Below are 24,980 nucleotides of genomic sequence, written 5' to 3'. Positions count from 1 at the left end.
GCGAGGAGATTAGCGGCAGGGGACAACGGTCAGGAAACGACTTCCGTCACCCCAGCAGCGGCAGCGGCGCGCCCATCACCGCATACGGCCTCGGCGCACTCGGGCTGCATCCCCCGGGGACAACCCCCGGCCCCCCGGCCGCCCCGGTCACCCCAGCAGCGGCAGCGGCGCCCCCATCACCGCATACGGCCTCGGCGCACTCGGGAAGTGCACCGGGCGGGCCAGGTCGTGGTAGCCGAGCTTGCGGTAGAGGGCCCGCGCCGGGCTTTCCGTGTCGATCGCGGAGAGGATGCTGCGCGGCTCCCGGGCGCTCGCGGTGATCGTGGTGATCAGCGACCGGCCGATCCGCCGGTTCTGGTAGGCGGGGTGGACGTGCAGCTCGGTGATCACAAAGGCGTCGTCCAGCCAGCCCTCGGACCCGGTGGCGCGCAGATACGGCTCGACGACCGTGGACCACCAGTGGGCGCGGTCGTTCGGCATGCCGTAGACGAAGCCGACCAGCCGACCGCTGTCCGTGGTCGCCCCCAGGGCGCGCGCGCCGCGGCAGCCGAGGTGGCGGAGCACGATGTGGCGCCGTACGCCGACCTCGTCGTCGGTGAGCCCGAAGGCGAGCGCCTGCACGGCGAGCGCGTCGTCGACCCGCGCGGCGAGGTCGAGCGGTCCGACCACGATGTCATCCATGCCCGGAGGCTACCTGGGCGGCAGCCGCTTGTGCGGTGGCCCGCGACAAGTCAGAACAGCACGCTCGTGAACGCGCCGACTTCCTCGAAGCCCACCCGTCGGTACGCCGCGCGTGCTGCGGTGTTGTAGTCGTTGACGTAAAGGCTGACGACGGGTGAGACCTCGCGCAGCGCATAGCCGAGCACGGCGGCCATGCCGGTCTCGGACAAGCCGCGGCCCCGGTACTCGGGGGCGACCCAGACGCCCTGGATCTGGCAGGCGAGGGCCGTCGCCGCGCCGATCTCCGCCTTGAAGACGACGCGGCCGTCCTCGATGCGGGCGAAGGAGCGGCCGGCTCCGACGAGCTCGGCGACGCGGGCCTGGTACAGCAGCCCGCCGTCCCCGGCGAGCGGGGAGACGCCGACCTCCTCGGTGAACATCGCCACGCACGCGGGCATGACCACGTCCAGCTCGTCCTTGCGGATGCGGCGGACGAGCGGGTCGGGCGCGATGTCCGCGGGCATGGCGCGGGTGACCATCAGGGGCTGGTGGGCGCGGACCTCACGGGCCGGGCCCCAGTGGGGTTCGAGGAGGGACCACAGCTCGGTGGTCGCCTCGGCGGGGCCGACGATGGAGGAGCAGCGGCGGCCGGAGCGGCGGGCGCGGTCGGCGAAGGCGCGCACGGCCTCGGGTCCGGCGCAGATGGGGACGAGGTTGGCGCCGGCGTAGCAGAGGGCTTCGAGGCGGCCGCCCGCGTACCAGCCCCACATCTCGCCGCCGAGCCGCCAGGGGTCGAGACCGGCGGCGTGCACCCGCGCGGCGACGAAGGCGTTGGCGACGGGCTCGCGGTCGAGGACGGCGAGGGCCGCGTCGAGGTCGCCGGGCTCCAGGACCTTGGTGGTGGTCGTCGTCAACACGTGTCGGATTGCCTCACCGTCGCGGGCCGGAGGCCATGGGAACAGGTCTTGGCACTGTACCTCTCCGTCCCCTTCGTACACCTCCCCTGACCGGAGGGGGTGCCGACCGTGCCCCGCCGCGGGGGCGGGGCACGTCGTGGATCGAGGGGGCGTGCGACGGGTGCGAGGGTGTCAGCCGACGCTGACCTGGGGCTCGCCGGAGGCGATGCCGTCCTTCTCCATCTGCTCGGCGAGCTTCAGGGCTTCCTCGATGAGGGTCTCCACGATCTTCGACTCCGGGACGGTCTTGATGACCTCGCCCTTCACGAAGATCTGTCCCTTGCCGTTGCCGGAGGCGACGCCGAGGTCGGCCTCACGGGCCTCGCCGGGGCCGTTGACGACGCAGCCCATGACCGCGACGCGCAGCGGCACCTCCATGCCCTCCAGGCCCGCGGTGACCTCCTCCGCGAGCTTGTACACATCGACCTGGGCGCGGCCGCAGGACGGGCAGGAGACGATCTCCAGCCGCCGCTGGCGCAGGTTGAGGGATTCGAGGATCTGGATACCGACCTTGATCTCCTCCGCCGGCGGCGCCGACAGCGAGACCCGGATGGTGTCACCGATGCCCTCGGAGAGCAGCGCGCCGAAGGCGACCGCGGACTTGATCGTGCCCTGGAACGCGGGGCCGGCCTCGGTCACACCCAGGTGGAGGGGGTAGTCGCACTGGGCGGCGAGCTGCCGGTAGGCGTTGACCATCACGACCGGGTCGTTGTGCTTGACCGAGATCTTGATGTCGCGGAAGCCGTGCTCCTCGAACAGCGAGGCCTCCCAGAGGGCGGACTCGACCAGGGCCTCGGGGGTGGCCTTGCCGTACTTCTGCAGCAGCCGCGCGTCCAGCGACCCGGCGTTCACACCGATGCGGATCGGGGTGCCCGTCGCGGAGGCCGCCTTCGCGATCTCCTTGACCTTGTCGTCGAACTGCTTGATGTTGCCCGGGTTCACCCGGACCGCCGCACAGCCCGCGTCGATCGCCGCGAACACGTACTTCGGCTGGAAGTGGATGTCGGCGATCACGGGGATCTGCGACTTCTTCGCGATGATCGGGAGGGCGTCGGCGTCGTCCTGCGTCGGGCAGGCCACCCGCACGATCTGACAACCCGAGGCCGTCAGCTCCGCGATCTGCTGAAGGGTCGCACCGATGTCCGAGGTCCGCGTCGTCGTCATCGACTGGACCGACACCGGCGCGTCGCCGCCGACAGCCACCGATCCGACCTGGATCTTGCGGCTGACCCGGCGGTCGGCGAGCTTGGTCGGGACGGACGGCATTCCGAGCGAAATCGCAGTCATGTGGCGTGCAACCCCAAGGTGTGAATCAAGGTCCCGAGATCGGCGGGCTCCAGGATTCGAGATTACGGCACCGGGTCACCTCGAAGCACATCCCGCCGCGAAGACCGCGCAAAGAAGGACGGCCGGACACAAAGCGCGTCCGGCCGTCACAAATGGGCAGGTGCCTGATTTTTTCGCGTACGGGTGCACCTCCGCTGCTGTGCTGTGTCCTCGATCGCCGGACGGGCTGATGCCAGCCCGTCCGGCGATTGAGGACGAAACGGCGGGTGAGCCGCCGATCAGGACCGGCCGGCAAGGCCCTACGTCAGGCGCACGGGGTTCACGACGTCCGCGATCAGGACGAGGAGGGTGAAGCAGATGAAGATTCCGGCCACCACATAGGCCACCGGCATCAGCTTCGCCACGTCGAACGGGCCGGGGTCGGGCCGTCGGAAGACCTTGGCGAAGGCCCGTCGGACGGACTCCCACAGCGCGCCGGCGATGTGTCCGCCGTCCAGCGGCAGCAGCGGCAGCATGTTGAACAGGAACAGAGAGAGATTGAAGCCCGCGACCAGGAAGAGCATGGTCGCGACCTGCTGCGACGGCGGGATGTCGAGGTTGAAGACCTCCCCGCCGACCCGGGCGGCGCCGACGACGCCCATCGGGGAGTCGGGCTTGCGCTCACCGTCGTCGAAGGCCGCGTTCCACAGGTCGGGGACCTTGCCGGGCAGGGCGATCAGTGACTCGACACCGGACTGGATCATGTCGCCCATACGGTCGACGGACTGGCCGAAGGTCTGCGGGACGACGCCGGTGGCGGGTGTGAAGCCGAGGAAGCCGGCCGTCACGGTCTCGCCCTTGACGGGCGTGCCCTTGGCGTCGTACTTCTGCACCTCGTTGGAGATCAGGTCCGCGGTCAGCGTCCTGCGCTGCCCGTCCCGCTCGACGGTGATCGTGGCCGGGCCGGTGGTCTTGCGGATGTCCTTCTGGAGGGTGGCCCAGTCGCCGACCTGGTGGCCGTTGAAGGCCACGATCTTGTCGCGGGGCTGCAGACCGGCCGCCTTGGCCGGGGAGTCCTTGGCGCCGGTGGGGCACTTGTCGGTCTTGGCGTTGGCCGAGACGACACAGTCCGAGACGGTGGAGACGGTCGTGGTCTGGGTGTTGATGCCGAACGACATCATCACACCGAGGAAGATCACCACCGCGAGGACCAGGTTCATGAACGGGCCCGCGAACATCACGATCACGCGCTTCCACGGCTTGCGCGTGTAGAAGAGCCGGGATTCGTCGCCGGGCCGCAGTTCCTCGAAGGCCGCCGAGCGGGCGTCCTCGATCATGCCGCGCCACGGGGAGGTGGAGCGGGCGGTGACCTTGCCGTCCGCGCCGGGCGGGAACATGCCGATCATGCGGATGTAGCCACCGAGCGGAATGGCCTTGATGCCGTACTCGGTGTCGCCCTTCTTCCGCGAGAAGATCGTCGGGCCGAAGCCGACCATGTACTGCGGCACCCGGATGCCGAACATCTTCGCGGTCGAGAGATGTCCCAGCTCGTGCCAGGCGATGGAGAAGAGCAAGCCCACCACGAAGACGACTATCCCCAGGATCGTCATCAGTGTCGTCATACGGGGGCCTCCGAGGTCGCTTGAGCCGTGCGGGCCGCCGATGCCGTACGACCTGCCAGTTCACGGGCCCGGGCGCGTGCCCAGGTCTCCGCTTGCAGGACGTCCGGGACCGTGAGGTGGGTTCCCGCGGCGGGCGTGCCGTGCTCCGCGACCACCTCCGCGACGGTGTCCACGATGCCATTGAACGGCAGTCGGCCGGCGAGGAACGCGTCGACGCACTCCTCGTTCGCCGCGTTGAAGACCGCGGGGGCCGTGCCGCCGAGGCCGCCGACGTGCCGGGCGAGGGCGACCGAGGGGAAGGCCTCCTCGTCGAGCGGGAAGAACTCCCAGGTGGACGCCTTGGACCAGTCGAAGGCCGGGGCCGCGTCCGGGACCCGCTCGGGCCAGCCGAGGCCGATGGCGATCGGTCCGCGCATGTCCGGCGGGGTGGCCTGCGCGAGAGTCGAGCCGTCGGTGAACTCCACCATCGAGTGGACGTAGGACTGCGGGTGGACGACGACCTCGATGCGGTCGAAGGGGATGTCGTAGAGCAGATGCGCCTCGATGACCTCCAGCCCCTTGTTGACCAGGGTCGCGGAGTTGATCGTGATGACCGGGCCCATGGACCAGGTGGGGTGCGCGAGGGCGTCCTGGGGGGTGACGGCGGCGAGCTCCGCCTTCGTCCGGCCGCGGAAGGGCCCGCCCGAGGCGGTGACGACGAGCTTGCGGACCTCGGCGCGGGTGCCGCCCAGCAGTGCCTGGAAGAGCGCGGCGTGCTCGGAGTCGACCGGGATGATCTGTCCCGGCTTGGCGACCGCCTTGACCAGCGGGCCGCCGACGATCAGCGACTCCTTGTTGGCCAGCGCCAGGGTCCGGCCGGCCTGCAGGGCGGCGAGGGTGGGCGCCAGGCCGATCGAGCCGGTGATGCCGTTGAGGACGGTGTGGCACTCGCCGCGCGCCAGCTCGGTGGCCGCGTCGGGACCGGCCAGGATCTCGGGCAGCGGCTCGCCGCCGTACTGCGCGGCGAGCGCCTCGCGCAGCGCCGGCACCTTGTCCGCCTGCGCGACGGCGACCCGCCGCACCCGCAGCCGCCGGGCCTGCTCCGCCAGCAGCGCCACCCGGCCGCCGGCGGCCGACAGGGCCGTCACCACGAACCGGTCGGGGTTGCGGAGCACGAGGTCGATGGCCTGGGTACCGATCGAGCCGGTCGAGCCGAGGATCACGATCTCGCGCGGTCCGCCGGAGGCGGGGGGCGCGGCGTAGCGCAGATGCGGGTCAGCGAGGGAGTCCGTCATGGGCTCCATTGTTGCCTCTTCCGGCCGGAAGACGGACCGGGAGCCCCCCGCCCGCCTTCCGTGACCGGAGCATCCGGGTGTCGCGGCCGCTCAGTGGACGGGCCGGTGGACGTTCTTCGCCTTGGAGGGGCCGGGGGTGGCGTCGGCGATCCAGGGGCCTTCGCCGCTGGGGTCGACGACGCCGCGCTCCAGCCACTCGTAGGCACCGGACATCACACTGGAGACGACCTTGCGGTCGAGCTCGTCGGTATTGGTCCACAGCCGGCCGAACAGCTCCTCGACCCGGATCCGGGACTGGCGGCAGAAGGCGTCGGCGAGCTGATAGGCCTCGGTGCCGTGGTCGCCCTCGGCACGCAGGGCCTCGGCCCGGACGCAGGCGGCGCTGATGGCGAAGAGCTCGGCGCCGATGTCGACGATCCGGCCGAGGAAGCCCTGCTTGGTCTCCAGCCGGCCCTGCCAGCGGGACATGGCGTAGAAGGTGGAGCGGGCGAGCCGGCGCGAGGAGCGCTCGGCGAAGCGCAGATGGCCGGAGAGGTCCCGGTGGCCGGGCGGGTGGAATTCGGTGTAGGTGCGCGGCAGCTGTCCGGGGCCGGTGACGAGCTTGGGCAGCCAGCGGGCGTAGAAGCCGCCGGCCCGGGCACCGGCCTTGGCCTTCTCGCCGAGGGTCTTCTCCGGGTCGATGAGGTCGCCGGCCACCGAGAGGTGGGCGTCGACCGCCTCGCGGGCGATCAGCAGGTGCATGATCTCGCTGGAGCCCTCGAAGATGCGGTTGATGCGCAGGTCGCGCAGGATCTGCTCGGTGGGGACGGCCCGCTCGCCGCGGGCGGCGAGGGAGGCCGCGGTCTCGAAGCCGCGGCCGCCGCGGATCTGCACCAGCTCGTCCGCCATCAGCCAGCCCATCTCGGAGCCGTAGAGCTTGGCGAGGGCCGCTTCGATGCGGATGTCGTTGCGGTCCTCGTCGGCCATCTGGGAGGAGAGGTCGACGACGGCCTCGAGGGCGAAGGTGGTGGCGGCGATGAAGGCGATCTTCGAGCCGACGGCCTCGTGCCGGGCGATGGGTTTGCCCCACTGCTCACGGACGGTGGACCACTCCCGGGCGATCTTCAGGCACCACTTGCCGGCGCCGACGCACATGGCGGGCAGCGAGAGGCGGCCGGTGTTGAGGGTGGTGAGGGCGATCTTCAGGCCGGCGCCCTCGGGGCCGATGCGATGGGCGGCGGGGACCCGGACCTGGTGGAAGCGGGTGACGCCGTTCTCCAGGCCGCGCAGGCCCATGAAGGCGTTGCGGTTCTCGACGGTGACGCCCTCGGAGGCCGCCTCGACGACGAAGGCGGTGATGCCGCCCTTGTGGCCCTCGCTCCTGGGCACCCGGGCCATGACGACGAGCAGGTCAGCGACGACGCCGTTGGTGGTCCACAGCTTCACGCCGTCGAGGATGTAGTCGTCGCCGTCGGGCACGGCGAGGGTGGCCAGCCGGGCCGGGTCGGAGCCCACGTCCGGCTCGGTGAGCAGGAACGCCGAGATGTCGGTGCGCGCGCAGCGCGGCAGGAAGGTGTCCCGCTGCTCCTGGGTGCCGAAGAGCTTGAGCGGCTGGGGCACGCCGATGGACTGGTGGGCGGAGAGCAGCGCGCCGATGGCCGGGCTGGCGGAGCCGACGAGGGCGAGGGCCTTGTTGTAGTAGACCTGGGTCAGGCCGAGGCCGCCGTATTTGGTGTCGATCTTCATGCCGAGCGCGCCGAGTTCCTTCAGGCCCTCGATCGTCTCGTCCGGGATCTGTGCCTCGCGCTCGATGCGGGCGCTGTCGATCCGGGTCTCGCAGAAGTCGCGCAGCTTGGACAGGAACTCCTCGCCGCGCCGGACGTCCTCCACCGCGGGGGAGGGATGGGGGTGGATCAGATCGAGCCGGAACCGGCCGAGGAAGAGCTCCTTGGCGAAGCTGGGCTTCTTCCAGTCCTGTTCGCGGGCCGCTTCGGCGACCTGGCGGGCTTCTCGCTCGGAGACCGGTCGTACGGATGGTGCGGACATCAGGCACCTCGCCGCTTACGTCGGGGCGGTTGTCCCGGTCGACTACCGACCGGTGCTACTCGTCCGTATGTACCTACCCGATCCCCACGGGCTCTACCAGACCGCGCGCAATGATCCGGCCTGCGGCGTACCCCTTCGACCGTACGAGCGGGTGAACAGCGCGCGTGAAGGGCGTGCGGGTCAGCGTCCCGCGCCGGGGGTGACGAGTCCGCTCTCGTAGGCGACCACGACGGCCTGGGCGCGGCTGCACAGGCCCAGCTTGCCCATGGCCCGGTTCAGATGGGTCTTGACGGTGGCCTCGCTGATGACCAGCTCGGCGGCGATCTCCGCGTTCGACAGACCGCGCGCGGTCAGGCGCAGCACCTCCAGCTCCCGGCCGGTGAGGACCTCGAGCGTCTCGGGCGGCGGCGGGGCGGGGGTGGGGAGCCGATGGGCGAAGGCCTCGACGAGGCGGCGGGTGACGGACGGGGCGAAGAGGGTGTCGCCGCCCGCGACGGCGGCGACGGCGGCCAGCAGCCGGTGCGGTCCGGCGTCCTTGAGCAGGAAGCCGGCGGCCCCGGCACGCAGTGCCTCGTAGACGTACTCGTCGAGGTCGAAGGTGGTCAGGACGAGGACGCGCGGGGCGGGCACGCCGTCCCGCTCGGCGGCGGCCAGGATCCGCTCGGTGGCGGCTATGCCGCTGAGACCGGGCATCCGGATGTCCATGAGGATCACGTCGGGCCGGTGCTCGGCGGCGGCCGCGACGGCTTCCTCGCCGTCGGACGCCTCGGCGACGACCGTCGTGCCGGGGGCGGCGCGCAGCAGGGCCGCGACGCCGGCCCGGATGAGGATCTGGTCGTCCACGACGAGAACGCGGATGTCCGCCGCCCCGTCAGCGCTTGCCGTCATGCCCCGGTCCGTCCCTCTCCCGTGCGGCTCCGGCCGCTGAGGGGGACCCGGCGGCCGGCTGCAGGGGAAGAGTCAGCCGGACCTCGAACCCGCCGTGGTCGCACGGTCCGGCGGCCAGGGTTCCCCCGTAGATCCTGGCGCGCTCGCGCATGCCGATCAACCCGTGTCCGTCCGACGGGCCGGGGTTGGCCGGAACCCGCCCTCCCCCGTCGTCGGTGACCCGCACGGTCAGCTGGTGGGGCCGGAATTCGACGCGGACGGTGGCCGCGGCGGGGCGGGCGTGCTTGATGACGTTGGTGAGCGCTTCCTGGACGACGCGGTAGGCGCACAGGTCGGGCCCCGGGGGCAGGTGTGGGCGCTCCCCCACGATCTCCAGCGTGACCGGCACCCCGGCGGCCCGTACCCGCTCGGCCGTCTCCTCCAGCCGGTCCAGGCCGGGAGCGGGCTGGTAGGCGCCGTCCCCGCCGGTCTCGCCCGCCCCTTCCGGGCCGACGCGGAGCACGGCGAGCAGGCGGCGCAGTTCCTCCAGGGCCTCGCCGCTGGTGCCCGATATGGTGCCGAGGGCCTGCCGGGCGGTGTCGGGGTCGGTCGTGAACACGTAGTGCGCGAGGCCCGCCTGCACGGAGATGACGGACATGTGGTGCGCGACCACGTCGTGCAGCTCCCGGGCGATGCGGACGCGTTCCTCGGCGACGGCGCGCCGGGCGTTGCCGTCCCGTTCGCGGCGGAGCTGCTCGGTGACGGCGGACAATTGCGCGTTGCGCCGGGCCAGTCGGCGGGCGGCGTTGCCGAACCACCACAGGGCGGCGGGGGTGACGACGCTCTGGGCGGCGACGGTCCCCATGTCGCTGTGGGGGTTCGACAGCCCGGAGACCACCCACAGCGCGACGAGCCCGCCCGCGCACAGTCCGGTGGTGCGCGGCGGGCGGGCGGCGGCGACGGTGTAGAGCGCGAGCATCGCGGCGGCCGTCTGGATGACGGGCCAGTAGCCGGCGGCGACATGGACGAGGGACAGCGCGCAGATCGTGGTGAAGACGGTGACCGGCATGCGTCTTCGGCCCGCCAGCAGCATGTTGGTCACGACGGTCAGGACGAGACCGCCCGTGTCCAGGGCGCGCCACCCCACGGGGGGCCGCTCCTGCCCCAACAGCAGGGCGACCACGGTGAATCCGACGGCGAGCGGCACGTCCAGCGCCGCTCGCGGCCAGCCGGCGATCCGCCGCTCCAGCGCTTGAGGCGTCAACATCGCCGCAGCGTAGCGGCGCGTCGCGGGCCGCGCATCGCTCGGGCGGAGGCACTGCCACCTACCGCGTGGGGTGGAGACGGAGGGCCGGGGTACCGCGGGGGTTGACGGTGGATTCCACCCGCCACGGGACGACTTGGGCGCGGCGCTCTCCGTAGGGTCGGTGCCGCCGGCACGGGGGAGCGTCGAGGAAGACGCCGGTGCACGGGGGAACGCGGTGCGCTCCGGCCGAGGGCCGGAGCGCACCGCCTCGGCGGAGGCCCCGGCTCTTCGGTCATCCGTCAGATGTGGACGGTGAGCACGATCTTCCCGGAGGTACGGCCCGTCTCGCCCAGTTCGTGGGCCTTGGCGGCGTCCTCCAGGGGCAGCACGGCGGCGATCTCGCACCGCAGCCGTCCGGACTCGACGAGTTCGGTGATGCCGCGCAGGCCCGCCTGGTCCGGCTCCACCACCAGCCGGGTGGCACGGACCCCGCGGGCACCGGCCTCGGCGTACACCGACTCCTCCAGCGGGAGGATCGACACGAGGGTGCCCCCGGGACGCAGGGTGCGCAGCGAGCGGGCCGGGTAGTCGCCGCCGACGGACTCCAGGACGACGTCGACGTCCCCGACGGCCTCGGCGAAGTCCTGCTCGTGATAGTCGATCAGTTCGTCGGCGCCGAGGCCGCGCAGGAACTCGTGCTTGGCGGCGCTCGCCGTGCCGATGACGTACGCGCCGCGGGCCTTGGCGATCTGGACGGCCAGATGGCCGACGCCGCCCGCCGCCGCGTGGATCAGGACGCGCTGTCCCTCCCGTACGTCGGCGGTGTCGACGAGGCACTGCCAGGCGGTGAGCGCGGCCAGCGGCAGCGCGGCTGCCCGTACGTGCTCGATGCCGTGCGGCTTGGGCGCCAGGTGGCGGGCGGGGGCGGTCAGATACTCGGCGTAGGCGCCGGCGGGGGCCGGGAAGCGGGGCATGCCGTACACCTCGTCGCCGACGGCGTGGACGGTCACGCCCTCGCCGACCTGCTCGACCACGCCGGACACGTCGAAGCCGAGGGTGAAGGGCGGGGTGTGGCCCGAGTAGAAGCGGCCGCGCGTCCGGGTCTTCCAGTCGACGGGGTTGACCCCGGCGGCGTGCACCCGCACCAGGACCTCGCCGAGCCCCGGCTCGGGGCGGGCGGTCTCGACCAGCTCCAGCACCTCGGGGCCGCCCGCCTTCTCCTGCCGGATGGCGCGCATGGGGCGAGCGGTACCAGGGGTGGTGGCGGTGGTGTCGGACATTGCGGTTTCTCCTTGCGGTGGTGCCGTTCGATGCCTCCAGGCTGCCGGAGCGGACCGCCTCCGGCGACTGGCCGCGCTGCCACTGTGCGCAAGGATCGGGCCACGGGCTCCGGGGCCCGGCGCGGGGAGAACGGCGGACGGCCGGGGCGCACCAGCGGTGCGCCCCGGCCGTCCGCCTGGCGGATCGTGGACTTACAGGTCCAGGCCCGTCATGACCAGCACCCGCTCGTAGGTGTAGTCGTCCATCGCGTAGCGCACGCCCTCGCGGCCCACGCCGGACTGCTTGGCACCGCCGTACGGCATCTGGTCGGCGCGGTAGGACGGCACGTCGCCGACGACCACGCCGCCGACCTCCAGCGCGCGGTGCGCGCGGAAGGCGGTCTGCAGGTCGTGCGTGAACACGCCCGCCTGGAGGCCGTACGGGGAGTCGTTGACGGCGGCGAAGGCAGCGGCCTCGTCGTCCACCTTGGTGATCGTGAGGACCGGTCCGAAGACCTCCTCGCACGCGATCGTCACGTCGGCGGGGACGTCGGCGAGCACGGTCGGGGCGTAGGTGGCGCCCTCGCGCTTGCCGCCCGCGAGCAGCTTGGCGCCGGCCGCGACGGCCTCGTCGACCCACGACTCGACGCGCTTGGCGGCGTCCTCGCTGACCAGCGGGCCGACCTCGGTGGCCGGGTCGGACGGGTCGCCGGTCACCTGCGCCTCGACGGCCGCGACGACCTTCGGCAGGAGCCGCTCGTACAGCGAGGCGTCGGCGATGACGCGCTGCACGGAGATGCAGGACTGGCCGCCCTGGTAGTTGGAGAAGGTGGCGATGCGCTGCGCCGCCCAGTCCAGGTCGGCCTCGGAGGACCAGTCGGCGAGGACGACGGCCGCGCCGTTGCCGCCGAGCTCCAGGGTGACGTGCTTGCGCGGCACGGAGTCCAGGATCGACCAGCCCACCGGGCCGGAGCCGGTGAAGGAGATGACCGGCAGCCGCTCGTCCTTGACGAGGGCGGGCATCCGGTCGTTGGGCACCGGCAGCACGCTCCACGAACCGGCCGGCAGGTCCGTCTCGGCCAGCAGCTCGCCGAGGATCAGCGAGGAGATCGGGGTCGCCGGGGCGGGCTTGAGGATGATCGGGGCGCCGACCGCGATGGCCGGGGCGACCTTGTGCGCGCTCAGGTTGAGCGGGAAGTTGAACGGCGCGATGCCCAGCACGGTGCCGCGCGGGACCCGGCGCGTCAGCGCGAGGCGGCCGACGCCACCGGCGTCGGTGTCCAGCCGCTGGGCGTCACCGGCGTTGTAACGACGGGCCTCCTCGGCCGCGAAGCGGAACACCGAGACGGCACGGCCGACCTCGCCGCGAGCCCACTTGATGGGCTTGCCGTTCTCGGCGGAGACGATCTGCGCGATCTCCTCGGTGCGCTCGGTCAGCCGCTTCGACACGTGGTCGAGGGCCGCGGCCCGGACGTGCGCCGGGGTCGCCGCGAACTCGTCGCGCACGGCGTGCGCGGCGGCCACGGCCTCCTCGACCTGCTCCTCGGTGGGGACGCTCACGGTGCCGACGAGACGGCCGTCCCAGGAGTTCGTGACGTCGAAGGTGTCCTCGCCGGTGGCCTCGCGGCCGGCCAGCCAGAACGCGTGGGGAGCAGTCACAATCCCGGCCCTTCCAGGTGGTGCGGATGATTAGCTCCCCCACCGTAGGTGCGGGTCGGCCGGGGGCCGATTGTCCGAGATGGCGCACACGGGCGCGCTCGCGCGCCGCGATGGAGGGTTAAGGGGTGTTTTCCGGCTCCGCCGGTGTGGTGGCGCGGCTGCGTGTCCCGCGCGGGGTGCGGGTTCGGCTGCGCCGGCGCGGGCGGGTTGCCGCGGGGGCGCAGCGGCGGCGGGCTGGGCGACCCGGGCGGCTGGTCCGTTCCGCACGGACTCTGCGGCGCGTGTCCCGCCGAAGGCGGCTGCCCGCCTGGCGAGGGGTGCGGCGCGGTACGGCCGGGGCCGTTGTCCCGTCGGCGCAACGGCGCGTCCCGCGAGGGCTCGGCGGCACGGTGCGGCTGCGCCAGCACGGCGGCGGGCTGAGGGACCCCGGGCGGCGGCCCGTTCGCGCGGCGGCCCGGTACGAGCGGGCTGTTGTCTCCCGCCACCGCGGCGCCTACCGCCGCCGCGTTACTTCGACGTCGCCTTCAGGGCCAGCCACAGCTCCATGCGGACGTCCGGGTCGTCCAGGGAGCGGCCGAGGATTTCCTCGACGCGGCGCATGCGGTAGCGGAGGGTGTGGCGGTGGACGCCCAGGTCGGCGGCGGCCGCGTCCCATTGGCCGTGGCGGGAGAGCCAGGCGCGGAGCGAGGCGACGAGGTCGCCGCGGCCCGTGGCGTCGTGGTCGCGCAGGGCCCGGAGCATGCCGTCGGCGAAGGCCCGTACCGCCTCGTCGGCGAGGAGCGGCAGGACGGAACCGGCGGCGACCTCCTCGTGCTCGACGAGGACCCGGCCGCGGCGGCGGGCCACGGACAGGGCCTGCTCGGCCTGGTGGCAGGCGGTCGCGGCGGCGACGGCGACGTTCGGGGCGGAGAGGCCGAGCACCACATCGGCACTGCCGTCGTCGGGCGCGGCGGCGGTGCGGTCGCGCGGGGTGCGGGCCGCGGTCGTACGGCTCTTCGCGGCGCTGCGGCGGGCCTCGATCGCGCGGGCGTGCTCGGCGCAGGCGGCGACGGCCGCGCCGCCGTCCGGTGCGAGGACGATCAGCCGGCCGCCGTCGGGGACGACGAGCACCGGCTCGGCCACCCGGCTCGCGGCGGTCTCCAGCGCGTCCGCGAGCGCGCCGAGCGGGTCGTGCGGCCCGGTGCCGGCGTCGCGCGGCTCCGCCGCCTCCGCCTCGCCGGGCGCGGTGGCCGCTTCCGCGACCAGCACCCGGAAGGGCGCGTCGAGCAGCCCGCCGTACAGCTCCCCGGCGACGGTCCGCGCGTGGTCCGGCTCGCCCGCCAGCAGCATGCGCAGCACCGCCGCGCCCAGCCGCTGTTCCGCGTCCCGCAGGGCACGGGAGCGCTCGGTGGTGAGGGTGAGGAGCGCGATCGCGGAGTGCACGGCGTAGCGATCGGCGGTGCCCAGCGGCGCGTCGGTGCCGACGGCGAGGACGGCGCGGGTGCGGCGTCCCGTGCCGAGGGACTGGAGCTCGACGCGGTCGGCTCCCTCGTCGTCGGGGTCCGCACCGACGACGGCGCTGGCGGGCGCGGGCCGCTCCCGCAGCCGCTCGACGTCGGCGCTGAGCCGGGCGGCGCGGCGCTCGGCCCAGTCGGGGGCGGCGGCCACGACCGCGCCCGAGGCGTCGTAGAGCGCGGCCCAGCCGCCGAGGTGCGCGGCGAGCCTGGCCAGGAGCGCGGCGGGCCCGTCCGCGCCGAGCGCGGCCCGGGTCAGCTCGCGCTGGGCCTCGAAACCGGCGGTCACCGCCCGGTACTGGTCGGCGGCGATGGCGGCGGAGACGGCCTTGGTGATGGCGAGGAAGGGGGTGCGGCGGGGCACCTCCAGCAGGGGCAGCCCCTCCGCCCGGGCCGCCTCGATCAGCGCACTCGGCACCTGCTCGTAGTTGACGCCGACGGCGAAACCGAGCCCCACGACACCCGCGCGGACGAGCCGTCGCACGTACCCGCGCATCGCCTCCGGGTCCTCGGCGTCGATCTTCATCGCGGTGATCAGCAGCAGTTCGCCGCCGTCCATCCACGGCACCGGATCGACCAGCTCGCTGACGTGCGCCCAGCGGACGGGGGTGTCCAGCCGGTCCTCCCCCGCGAGCACGGCGAGCTTGAGCGCGGAGTGGTGGACGAGTGAGGCGAGCGTGGGAGGCATGGCACCTTCGAAAGGGGCGTCGCGATGACTGTGCCGTCCCGTATGAACGGCTGTGACCGATTCTGCCTCAGTGGCGCATTGCCCGGCCAACGCTCACGTCCTGAGGTCGACCAGGACCGGCGGCGCGCTCCCTCCCTGCACGGACGTCACGGACAGCACCGCGTGCCCGGCGGGCACCGCGTGCGCCAGCTCCGAGGCGGACCAGCGCTCCCGCTCCACCTTGCGGACGGTGACCGACTGGGCGGTGACCGCCCGGCCGGTGATCACCCGCCGTACGACGTGGCTGGCGCGGGTCAGCGGCTCATGGGCGATGACCTGCCGGTCGGTGATGTCCCGGGTCTCGACCCACTCCTTGCCCCAGACCTCGGCGAACCGCGCGCCGTCCCAGGTGGTGACACCGGAGAAGGCCATCCGGCAGCCGACCGAGCCGAGCAGGGCGCTGCGCAGCGCCTCGGGCACGTCGTCGAGCGTACGGAGGGTGAGCACGGCCCCGGCGTTGGCGGAGCGCAGCCGCTGCAGTCCGCGGACGGCCTCGGCGGTGATGGTGTGGGTGGCGTCGTCCAGGACCAGACAGGTGAACAGCGAGCGGTCGGCGCGGCCGACGGCGGACTCCGTGAACTGCGCGAGGACGAGCCGGGCCAGCAGCCGGGACGCCTCGGCGTGGCCGCGCTCGGGCAGGTCGATACGGACCCGCAGCGGGTGTTCGAGGCTGCGCAGCGAGAAGGTGCGGCCGGGGTCGGTGGTGTCGAAGAAGCGCGCGAAGGCGGGCCGGTCGAGGAGGGCGAGCCGGTCGGCGAGGAACGCGCCGGGGTCGTCGGGGCGCTGCGCCTGCCGCTCGCGGGCGTCGAGCTCGCGGAGATGGGCGTCCAGGCCCGCGGCCCGCAGAGCGGTGCGCAGCGCGGTGCCGGCGTCGGCGGACCGGTCGAGGAGTTCCCGCAGTTCGGGCACGGACGGGAAGCGGCCGTGGGCGGCGCGGTAGGGCCCCAGCAGCTGGGCGAGTGCCGTGGCGGCGCGCCGGGCGTCCCCGCTGGGGAGGCCGGAGGTGATGTCGCCGACGAGGCCCTCGGCGAGGACCGTGGCGGCTTCGTCGGGGTCGTCGGTGCCCCCGTACAGGTCGAGGTCGTACTCGGAGTCGGGGCGTCCGATCTTCACCACGATGTCGAAGGACTCGTCCGGCGCGAGCCCGGCGCCCGCCGCGCCGACCACGACGACGGCGGTCCGCCCGGCGAGTGCCTGGAGGCACAGCGACTCCAGGACGGGGCGCACCAGGCGCGCGGTCTTGCCGCAGCCGGGCGGGCCGACGGCGAGGAGCGAGGTGCCGAGCAGCCCGGGGTCGAGCGCGCAGCCGGCGCCGCGGTGGTCGTAGGGGTTGCGGTCGTCGTCAGCGGCGGTGCCGATGCGGACCTGCCGGGTGAGCAGATCGTGCGGCGCGGCGCGTACAGGCAGGTCGCGGGAGCCGGAGGGGTGGGCGCACGCGGCGGCGCCGTGGCGCAGCACGGTGTCGGTGAAGGAGGCGGGGCCGCCGGGCCGGGCCCGGGTGGACTCCCACGCGTGCTGGATGCGGGCGTGGTCGACGTCGTTCATCAGCCCGTGCCGGGCGTCGGCCGTCAGCCGGTCGGCGGCGTCGTGCGCCCCGGCGGCGCGCAGCCTGGGCCATTCGGCGGGGTCCTCGCGGGGGGCCGGGGCGGCGGGTGGCGGGGTGCCGGAGTCGTCCCACAGACGGCGCAGGGCCGGGGTGGCGTAGCGGCGCCAGACCTGTGCCCAGCGGCCGAGGCGGCCGAAGACGACGAGCAGGACGCCGATGACGAGGGCGTAGTAGAGGTACACGGTCCAGACGGCGACCATGCCCTTGTGCCAGGCGTCCGGGGTGAGGGCGTACAGCGGCCAGATCCAGAACGGGCCGAGGTAGCCGTTCCACATCAGGGACCACAGCAGCCAGCCGCAGAGGAAGGAGATGACCGCCCCGCTGACCAGCGGTCGCCCGGCGATCCGGTCCGGTTCGTGCGGCGGCCGGGGCCGGTGGCCGAACGCCCAGATGCCGGGGGCCACCGCCGGGCGCGGGGTACGCAGCCAGGTGAGGAAGGCCGACCCGGGCGGCGGGGCGGCGGGGACCGGCCCGGCGGGTGGAGCGGGTACGGCGCCGCCCGGCAGGGCTGTGGGACGCGGCGGTGCAGAAGGAGGAGCGGGGGGACCGGCGAGGGGCGCCGGCGGTACGGGAGGCATGGCGGGGGGCCTGACCGGCGGGTCCGCCGGGCGGGGCAGCCGGTCGCCTCGGGTGCCCGGTTCGCCGTATGTGTCCTCGGTGTCCATCGCTGCCCCTTGCCCCCGACCAGCCGTCCTGCCGCCGTGCCCGCATCCGCCGTTCCGGGTGCGGGCCGTCGCTCAATCTAGTGGCCGCCGCCCGGGAGTTCAGCGTCCCCGGCGATGCCACGCCCGTAGCGTGCGCATGATCACTCGGAGGGTGCGCGCGGGCGGTGGCGCCGGGCCGCCATGTCCGTGACGGACAAGGCGACGCGCGCACTGCTCCCGAACGGAACATGCCGAGGCCCGCTCCCCCGCCCTAGCCTGCGACGTAAAAGCCCCCTTTCACCGCCTCTTTCTCTCCCTGGAGCGCACCTCATGACCGAACTGACCGGAGGCCCGTCCCTTCCCCAGGAGCGCCGTGTCGTCACCGCGATCCCCGGCCCGAAGTCGCTGGAGCTGCAGGCCCGCCGTCTTCAGACGGTCGCCGGTGGCGTGGGTTCGGTACTGCCGGTGTTCACCGTGCGCGCGGGCGGCGGTGTCATCGAGGACGTGGACGGCAACTCGCTGATCGACTTCGGTTCCGGCATCGCCGTGACCTCGGTGGGTTCCAGCGCGGAGGCCGTGGTGCGCCGCGCGTCCGCGCAGCTCGCCGACTTCACCCACACCTGTTTCATGGTGACCCCGTACGAGGGCTACGTGGAGGTCTGTGAGCAGCTCGCCGAGCTGTCCCCCGGCGACCACGCCAAGAAGTCGGCGCTGTTCAACTCGGGCGCCGAGGCCGTCGAGAACGCGGTGAAGATCGCCCGTGCGTACACCAAGCGCCAGGCCGTCGTCGTCTTCGACCACGGCTACCACGGCCGGACGAACCTGACGATGGCGCTCACCGCCAAGAACATGCCGTACAAGCAGGGCTTCGGCCCGTTCGCGCCCGAGGTCTACCGGGTGCCGGTGGCGTACGGCTACCGCTGGCCGACCGGCCCGGAGAACTGTGGCGCCGAGGCGTCCGCCCAGGCCATCGACCAGATCACCAAGCAGATCGGCGCGGAGAACGTCGCGGCGATCATCATCGAGCCGATCCTGGGCGAGGGCGGCTTCATCGAGCCGGCCAAGGGCTTCCTGCCCGCCATCGCGCAGTTCGCCAAGGACAACGGCATCGTCTTCGTCGCGGACGAGATCCAGTCCGGCTTCTGCCGCACCGGCCAGTGGTTCGCGTGCGAGGACGAGGGCATCGTCCCGGACCTGATCACCACCGCCAAGGGCATCGCGGGCGGTCTGCCGCTCGCCGCCGTCACCGGCCGCGCGGAGATCATGGACGCGGCCCACGCGGGTGGCCTCGGCGGTACCTACGGCGGTAACCCGGTGGCGTGCGCCGCGGCGCTCGGCTCCATCGAGACCATGCGTGAGCTGGACCTGAACGCCAAGGCCAAGCGCATCGAGGAGGTCATGAAGGGCCGCCTCGCCGACATGCGGGACAAGCTGGACAACGGCGCCATCATCGGTGACATCCGCGGTCGCGGTGCGATGATCGCGATCGAGCTGGTGGAGCCGGGCACCAAGACCCCGAACGCGGCGGCCGCGGGCGCGCTCGCGAAGGCCTGCCACGCGGAGGGCCTGCTGGTCCTCACCTGCGGTACGTACGGCAACGTGCTGCGCTTCCTGCCGCCGCTGGTCATCGGCGAGGACCTGCTGAACGAGGGTCTGGACATCATCGAGGCCGCGTTCGGCCGTCTGTGATCGCCATCCGTGGCCACGCCGGGGATTCCGGCGTGGCCACGGGTCATGGATACGGGGAGTGAAGAACCTGTGCGGGGCAGGTGGTGGAGGGGTGATCCGGGTGTTCGGCCCGCCCTACCTGCCGTACGGTTTCTTCAGATGAGTGAAACACCTCGTCCGCAGGGGACTGCGGGCGATGCCGAGCCGGTGCTTCCCCAGTGCCGACCCGGTCGTGCCATCGCGCACACCACTGGAGCCCCTGGCTCCGGACATCCTCACCGATCGGAAGACCGCCCGCCCCATACCCCCCGGGGCGCGCGGCCCACCGGTCCCCACGGCGGCCTCGGAACTACCCCCCCTGTTCCGGGGCCGCCGACTTCGCGCCCGTCGGCGGTGATGTCACCCGCCGTGCTTCTCCCGGCGCTGTGCGCCCTGCTCTTCGCCCTGGTCACCTGGCAGATCGCCGCCCACGGTCCCTTGCGCGCCGTCGACGAGCGGCTGGGCCGCGCGATGGCCGGCTCGGGCATTCCGCGCGGCGTCGCGGAGTTCTTCGCCGACCTCGGCAACACGGCCGTCGCGCTGCCCGTGCTGGCCGCCGCGATGATCGCGGCGGCCTTCCGGGCCCGGGCGCCCCGCCGGTGGCTGCCCCCGCTCGCCGCGGCGCTCACGATGGCGGTCGTGCCGGCCCTGGTCGTCCCCATCAAGAACGCGATCGCCCGGCCCGGCCCGCCGGGGATGCCGGCCGGCGCGCACGACGGATTCTTCCCCTCCGGCCACACCGCCACGGCGGCCGTCGCCTATGGCGCCGCTGTGCTGCTCCTGCTCCACCGGACCGGCCCGCCGCCGTCGTCGCGCGCACGCAGGGTGACGATCACCGGATGCGTGCTGCTCAACGTCGGCGTGGGCATCGGGCTGGTCCGGCGCGGCTACCACTGGCCGCTGGACGTCGTGGGCGCGTGGTGTCTGTCCGGGGTGCTCTTGTGGGCTCTGGCCCTGCTGCTCACCGGCCCGGTTCGCCGCGGCCGGCGACGGCCTCGTGCATCGCGAGCTCCAGCGTCGCCGGGTCGTTGAGCGTGCCCGACCCGTCGGGCGGCACGATCCAGCGCACCCCGCTCACGGCCCGGCCCGGGTGGGGAACGACGATCCACGCACCGCGCCCGGCGCCCCGTACGCCGGTGGCGACCCAGCCGGCGGCCGTGCCCGGTGGGACGAAGAACCCCACGCGGCTGTCGGCGAGCACCGGGCCGGGCCGGTCGGCGCGTCGGCTCAGCACGTCCAGCGTGGGGTAGCCGAGGCCGCCGGGGAGGATGAGCACGTCCCACAGCCGGCCCGCAGGCAGCAGTGCCACTCCCAGCGGGCTGCGTTCCCACTCCCACCGGCAGGTCTCGGGGTCGGGTGCCGCCGAAGCCAGCCACTCCACCGCGTTCCGCGCCCCCGCGTCGCCACTCATGTGTGGTCCCTCCACTCCGTGTCCGCTTGTTCGCGTTCACGGATGAGAGGCCGCCCGGGGCGGATCATTACGCGGGTTTTCCCTCCCGAACGGGTGATGCAGGGCGCACGGGAGAGGAAGGGCGCACGGGGCCGACGCGCCGCGCGCCGGGCGCGAGCGGGCGCGGGAACGCGTCCCGCTCACGCGGCGGCGGGTCAGCTGTCGAAGCCCATGCCGACCTTGTCCATGGCCTTGAGCCAGAGATTGCGACGGCCGCCGTTCTCGTCGGCCCGGGTCATCGACCACTGGGTGATGCCGATCCCCACCGACCGCACCGGCTCGGGCGGGAACGGCAGCGGCTTGCTGCGGACCATCTCCAGCTCGGTGCGCTCGGTGCGCTCGCCGGAGAGCAGGTCGAGCATGACGTCCGCGCCGAAGCGGCTCGCGCCGACGCCCAGCCCGGTGTAGCCGAGCGCGTAGGCGACCCGGCCGCCGTGCGCGGTGCCGAAGAACGCCGAGAAGCGCGAGCAGGTGTCGATGGCACCGCCCCAGTTGTGGGTGAAGCGCACCCCTTCGAGCTGCGGGAAGCAGCGGAAGAAGTGCTCGGCGAGCTTCTGGTAGGTGGCGGGGTGGTGGTCGTACTCGGAGCGGACCCCGCCGCCGTAGTGATGGACGATGTCGTAGCCGCCCCACAGGATGCGGTTGTCGCGCGTGATGCGGAAGTAGTGGAAGTGGTTGGCGGCGTCGCCGAGCCCCTGGCGCCGCTTCCAGCCGACGGCGGCCAGCTGCTCGGGGCTGAGCGGCTCGGTCATCAGCGCGTAGTCGTAGACCGGGGTGATGTACGGGCGCAGCCGCTTGACCAGCGAGGGGAAGGCATTGGTGCCCAGCGCGGCGTGCCGGGCGAAGACCCGGCCGTAGGGGGTGCGGACGGCGACGCCGGCGTTGCGCGAGGACAGCTCGGTGCCGGGGGTCTGTTCGTAGATCCGGACGCCGAGGTCCAGGCAGGCGCGCTTGAGGCCCCAGGCGAGCTTGGCCGGGTGCAGCATCGCGACGCCCGTGCGGTCCCAGAGCCCGGCGAGGAAGGTCGGGGAGTCGACCTCGGCGCGCAGGGCGTCGCGGTCGAGGAACTCGTAGTCGGGCAGGCCCAGGGCCGCGACCTCGTCGGCGGCCTCGCGCAGCTCCTGCACCTGGTGCGGGGCCGTGGCGATGTCGATCTCGCCGGTGCGCTCGAAGTCGCAGTCGACGCCGTGGCGGGTGAGGGCGGCCTCGAACTCGTCGAGGTTGCGGCGGCCGAGGCGCTCCAGGGTGGTGAGCTCCTCGGGCCAGCGGGACTGGCCGTTGGCCCAGCCGTGGGTGAGGGAGGAGGAGCAGAAGCCGCCGTTGCGGCCGGAGGCGGCCCAGCCGACCTCCTGGCTCTCGATGAGGACGACGTCCCGGCCGGGGTCGCGCTCCTTGGCGTTCAGCGCGGTCCACAGACCGGAGTAACCGCCGCCGACGACGAGCAGATCGCAGTGCTCGTCGCCGACGAGCGCGGGGAGGGGGGCCGGCCGGGCGGGGTCGTCGAGCCAGTAGGGGCGCGGCGCGGCGTCGGAAAGTGATTGGACAGGGTTCATGGCACGAGCGGCCATGGTCTCAGCTCCTTTTGCGGCGTCCGCCGGCCAGCTGACCGACGAGCACGCACAGCACGGCGATGACGAACATCGCCGTTCCGATGACATTGATTTGAACGGGTGTGCCCCTTTGTGCGGATCCCCAGACGAACATGGGGAAGGTCACAGTGGAGCCGGCGTTGAAGTTCGTGATGATGAAGTCGTCGAAGGACAGGGCGAAGGAGAGCAGCGCGCCCGCGGCGATGCCGGGGGCGGCGATCGGGAGCGTGACGCGCAGGAAGGTCTGCAGCGGGGTGGCGTAGAGGTCCTGGGCGGCCTGTTCGAGCCGAGGGTCCATGCTCATCACGCGCGCCTTGACGGCGGTGACCACGAAGCTCAGGCAGAACATGATGTGGGCGATGAGGACGGTCCAGAAGCCGAAGCTGACGCCCATGTTGAGGAAGAGGGTGGCCAGCGAGGCGGCCATGACGACCTCGGGCATGGCCATCGGCAGGAAGAGCAGGGTGCTCACCGAGGAGCGGGCACGGAAGCGGTAGCGGGCCAGCGCGAAGGCGATCATCGTGCCCAGGACCGTCGATCCGATGGTCGCCCAGACGGCGATCTGGAGGCTGAGGGACAGCGAACCGCACAGGTCGGCGACGCCGCAGGGATCGGCCCAGGCGTCGGTGGAGAAGCGCTGCCACTCGTAGTTGAACCGGCCGTTGGGCTTGTTGAAGGAGAAGACCGTCACGATGACGTTGGGCAGCAGCAGATAGCAGAGCGTGGCCAGCCCGGCGATGACGACGAGGTTGCGGCGCAGCAGGCGCAGCAGACGCGAGGGGCCCGTGGGAGCAGGCATCAGACCAGGTCCTCCGTCCCGGACTTGCGGATGTAGAGCGTGACCATGGCGAGGATCGACGCCATGAGGATGAAGGACAGTGCGGCGGCGGTCGGGTAGTCCAGGACGCGCAGGAACTGGGACTGGATGACGTTGCCGATCATCTTCTGGTCGGTGGAGCCGAGCAGTTCGGCGTTGATGTAGTCGCCGGTGGCGGGGATGAAGGTGAGCAGGGTGCCCGCGACGACGCCCGGCATGGACAGCGGGAAGGTCACCTTGCGGAAGGTGGTCAGCGGCTTGGCGTAGAGGTCGCCGGCCGCCTCGTGGAGCCTCGGGTCGATGCGTTCGAGGGAGGTGTAGAGCGGCAGGATCATGAAGGGGAGGAAGTTGTAGGTCAGACCGCAGACGACGGCCAGCGGGGTGGCGAGCACGCGGTGGCCCTCGGTGATGCCCAGTGCGTCGGTGAAACCGAGGATGTGCAGCGAGTTGAGGGCGGAGACGACGGGGCCGCCGTCGGAGAGGATCGTCTTCCAGGCCAGGGTGCGGATCAGGAAGCTGGTGAAGAACGGCGCTATGACCAGGATCATCAGCACGTTGCGCCAGCGGCCCGCCTTGAAGGCGATGAGGTAGGCGAGCGGGTAGCCGAGGGCGAGGCAGCCCACGGTGGCGGTGGCGGCGTAGCCGACCGAACGCAGGAACTGCGGGTAGTACTCGGTGGCCGCGTCCCAGTAGGTCGCGAAGTGCCAGGTGACCTCGAAGCCCTCTTCGAGCGAGCCGGTCTGCACGGACGTGGAGGCCTGGTACACCAGCGGCGCGGCGAAGAAGACGAGCAGCCAGAGGATGCCGGGGAGCAGCAGCCAGTAGGGGACGAGCTTCTTGCGGCGGGCCGCCGCGCGGAGCGCGGGCGGGACCTCGGGGGCGGGGTCGGTGGCGGTGGCCGTGGCCTGCGGGTGTGCCATCAGGTGCCCTCCCCCGCGTCCGTGCCCGCCTCGATGCTCTGCGCGGCGTCGAGACCGAAGCTGTGGCCGGGGTTCCAGTGCAGGACCACCTCGGCGCCGGGGACGAGCCGGTGGTCGCGTTCGATGTTCTGCTCGTAGACGGCCAGCGGCGCGGAACCGGCGGTGACGGGGCTGTCGACGAGGTACTGGGTGGAGACGCCGATGAAGCTGGAGGTGGCGATGCGGCCGGTGACCCGGTTGCGGCCGTCGGGGACGGTGCCGGCGTCGTCGGCGTGGGTCAGGCTGATCTTCTCGGGCCGTATTCCGATCAGCAGCCGCCCGCCGGTGCGGGGGGTGACCGTACATCGCTCGGCGGGGAGCGCGAGTTTGCTGTCGGCGGCCTGGAGGACGAGGTCACGGCCGGAGGCGTCGAGGACGTCGGCGGTGATGAGGTTGGAGGTGCCGAGGAAGTTGGCGACGAAGGTGGTGCGGGGCATCTCGTAGAGGTCGGCGGGGGCGCCGAGCTGCTCGACACGGCCGCCGTTCATCACCGCGACCGTGTCGGCCATGGTCATGGCCTCCTCCTGGTCGTGGGTGACGTGGATGAAGGTGATGCCCACCTCGGTCTGGATGCGCTTGAGCTCGAGCTGCATCTGGCGGCGCAGCTTGAGGTCGAGGGCGCCCAGCGGTTCGTCGAGGAGCAGCACCTGCGGGTGGTTGATCAGGGCGCGGGCGACGGCGACACGCTGCTGCTGGCCGCCGGAGAGCTGCTGGGGCTTGCGGCGGGCGAAGTCGCCGAGCTGGACGAGGTCGAGCATCTCGCCGACCTGCTTCTTGACGGACTTGATGCCGCGGCGGCGCAGCCCGAAGGCGACGTTCTCGTAGATGTCGAGGTGCGGGAAGAGCGCGTAGCTCTGGAAGACGGTGTTGACGGGCCGCTTGTGCGGGGGGAGGGCGGTGACGTCCGCGCCGGCCAGCTCGACGGTGCCGGCGCTGGGGTCCTCGAGACCGGCGATCATGCGCAGGGTGGTGGTCTTGCCGCAGCCGGAGGCGCCGAGGAGGGCGAAGAACGAGCCGCCGGGGACGGTCAGGTCGAGCGGGTGGACGGCGGTGAAGGCGCCGTAGCTCTTGCTGATCCCGGTGAGCCGGACCTCGGTGCCGGTGCGCTCGGTCGGGGCGGTTGCTGTCATGGGTGTCGGTCCAGGGGTGTCGGG

General features: G+C 72.7%; 19 protein-coding genes. 2 read left to right on the top strand and 17 right to left on the bottom strand.

Annotated features, from left to right (window positions below; genetic code table 11):
* Positions 1–147: 147 nt before the first annotated feature.
* The 12 genes from AB8O64_RS26315 to AB8O64_RS26260 form a co-directional block, all read right to left on the bottom strand.
* Entirely contained in the window at positions 148–681 is a 534-nt protein-coding gene (locus AB8O64_RS26315) for a GNAT family N-acetyltransferase (protein ID WP_356456292.1), read from the bottom strand.
* 50 nt (positions 682–731) lie between these two features.
* Entirely contained in the window at positions 732–1,577 is an 846-nt protein-coding gene (locus tag AB8O64_RS26310; protein WP_356456290.1) for a GNAT family N-acetyltransferase, read from the bottom strand.
* 171 nt (positions 1,578–1,748) lie between these two features.
* Complete coding sequence (gene ispG / locus AB8O64_RS26305) at positions 1,749–2,903, bottom strand: flavodoxin-dependent (E)-4-hydroxy-3-methylbut-2-enyl-diphosphate synthase (protein ID WP_362212000.1); 1,155 nt, start codon at positions 2,901–2,903, stop codon at positions 1,749–1,751.
* Positions 2,904–3,202: 299 nt separating this feature from the next.
* The gene (locus AB8O64_RS26300; protein WP_370421712.1) at positions 3,203–4,504 is read right to left on the bottom strand and encodes an RIP metalloprotease; all 1,302 of its coding nucleotides are present in this window, start codon (positions 4,502–4,504) and stop codon (positions 3,203–3,205) included.
* Positions 4,501–5,778: a 1-deoxy-D-xylulose-5-phosphate reductoisomerase gene (gene dxr, locus AB8O64_RS26295; RefSeq protein ID WP_356459153.1), complete on the bottom strand. Its 1,278-nt coding sequence runs from the start codon at positions 5,776–5,778 to the stop codon at positions 4,501–4,503. The genes AB8O64_RS26300 and dxr overlap by 4 nt, the downstream gene beginning before the upstream one ends.
* 90 nt (positions 5,779–5,868) lie before the next feature.
* Entirely contained in the window at positions 5,869–7,803 is a 1,935-nt protein-coding gene (locus AB8O64_RS26290; protein ID WP_370421711.1) for an acyl-CoA dehydrogenase family protein, read from the bottom strand.
* A gap of 180 nt (positions 7,804–7,983) precedes the next feature.
* Positions 7,984–8,691, bottom strand: a complete 708-nt coding sequence (locus AB8O64_RS26285) for a response regulator transcription factor (protein WP_361930041.1) — start codon at positions 8,689–8,691, stop codon at positions 7,984–7,986.
* Positions 8,675–9,937, bottom strand: a complete 1,263-nt coding sequence (locus AB8O64_RS26280) for a sensor histidine kinase (RefSeq protein WP_370421710.1) — start codon at positions 9,935–9,937, stop codon at positions 8,675–8,677. The genes AB8O64_RS26285 and AB8O64_RS26280 overlap by 17 nt, the downstream gene beginning before the upstream one ends.
* A gap of 278 nt (positions 9,938–10,215) precedes the next feature.
* A complete protein-coding gene (locus AB8O64_RS26275) occupies positions 10,216–11,196 on the bottom strand; it encodes an NADP-dependent oxidoreductase (protein ID WP_365191080.1) in 981 nt (326 codons plus the stop codon).
* Between the two features lie 192 nt (positions 11,197–11,388).
* The gene (locus tag AB8O64_RS26270) at positions 11,389–12,834 is read right to left on the bottom strand and encodes an aldehyde dehydrogenase family protein (protein ID WP_370421709.1); all 1,446 of its coding nucleotides are present in this window, start codon (positions 12,832–12,834) and stop codon (positions 11,389–11,391) included.
* A 507-nt stretch (positions 12,835–13,341) separates the two neighbouring features.
* On the bottom strand, positions 13,342–15,015 hold the full coding sequence (locus tag AB8O64_RS26265) for a PucR family transcriptional regulator (RefSeq protein WP_370421708.1): 1,674 nt from the start codon (positions 15,013–15,015) through the stop codon (positions 13,342–13,344).
* A gap of 93 nt (positions 15,016–15,108) precedes the next feature.
* Positions 15,109–17,325 (bottom strand): ATP-binding protein, encoded by a 2,217-nt coding sequence (locus AB8O64_RS26260; protein ID WP_370421707.1) that lies wholly within the window; start codon positions 17,323–17,325, stop codon positions 15,109–15,111.
* Between the two features lie 309 nt (positions 17,326–17,634).
* Here AB8O64_RS26260 and gabT point away from each other — a divergent pair, with 309 nt between their 5' ends.
* Positions 17,635–18,993, top strand: coding sequence for a 4-aminobutyrate--2-oxoglutarate transaminase (gene gabT, locus AB8O64_RS26255; protein ID WP_362211973.1), 1,359 nt, complete (start codon positions 17,635–17,637; stop codon positions 18,991–18,993).
* A 375-nt stretch (positions 18,994–19,368) separates the two neighbouring features.
* Positions 19,369–20,043, top strand: coding sequence for a phosphatase PAP2 family protein (locus tag AB8O64_RS26250; protein WP_370421706.1), 675 nt, complete (start codon positions 19,369–19,371; stop codon positions 20,041–20,043).
* On the opposite strand, the gene AB8O64_RS26245 is transcribed toward AB8O64_RS26250, so the two are convergent.
* From AB8O64_RS26245 to AB8O64_RS26225, 5 genes are all read right to left on the bottom strand, one after another.
* Positions 19,973–20,422, bottom strand: a complete 450-nt coding sequence (locus AB8O64_RS26245) for a hypothetical protein (protein WP_370421705.1) — start codon at positions 20,420–20,422, stop codon at positions 19,973–19,975. The two genes, AB8O64_RS26250 and AB8O64_RS26245, sit on opposite strands and share 71 nt — an antisense overlap.
* Positions 20,423–20,616: 194 nt before the next feature.
* Entirely contained in the window at positions 20,617–22,029 is a 1,413-nt protein-coding gene (locus AB8O64_RS26240; RefSeq protein WP_361930027.1) for an FAD-dependent oxidoreductase, read from the bottom strand.
* A gap of 4 nt (positions 22,030–22,033) precedes the next feature.
* Positions 22,034–22,849 (bottom strand): ABC transporter permease, encoded by an 816-nt coding sequence (locus AB8O64_RS26235; RefSeq protein ID WP_370421704.1) that lies wholly within the window; start codon positions 22,847–22,849, stop codon positions 22,034–22,036.
* Positions 22,849–23,787, bottom strand: coding sequence for an ABC transporter permease (locus AB8O64_RS26230; protein ID WP_370421703.1), 939 nt, complete (start codon positions 23,785–23,787; stop codon positions 22,849–22,851). The genes AB8O64_RS26235 and AB8O64_RS26230 overlap by 1 nt, the downstream gene beginning before the upstream one ends.
* Positions 23,787–24,956, bottom strand: coding sequence for an ABC transporter ATP-binding protein (locus tag AB8O64_RS26225; protein ID WP_370421702.1), 1,170 nt, complete (start codon positions 24,954–24,956; stop codon positions 23,787–23,789). The genes AB8O64_RS26230 and AB8O64_RS26225 overlap by 1 nt, the downstream gene beginning before the upstream one ends.
* Between the last annotated feature and the right edge of the window lie 24 nt (positions 24,957–24,980).

It is taken from the genome of Streptomyces sp. QH1-20 (assembly GCF_041283565.1).
GTDB classification, from domain to species: domain Bacteria; phylum Actinomycetota; class Actinomycetes; order Streptomycetales; family Streptomycetaceae; genus Streptomyces; species Streptomyces syringius.
Note: the sequence above shows the minus strand (reverse complement) of the source record. Positions and strands in the feature narration are given on the sequence as shown.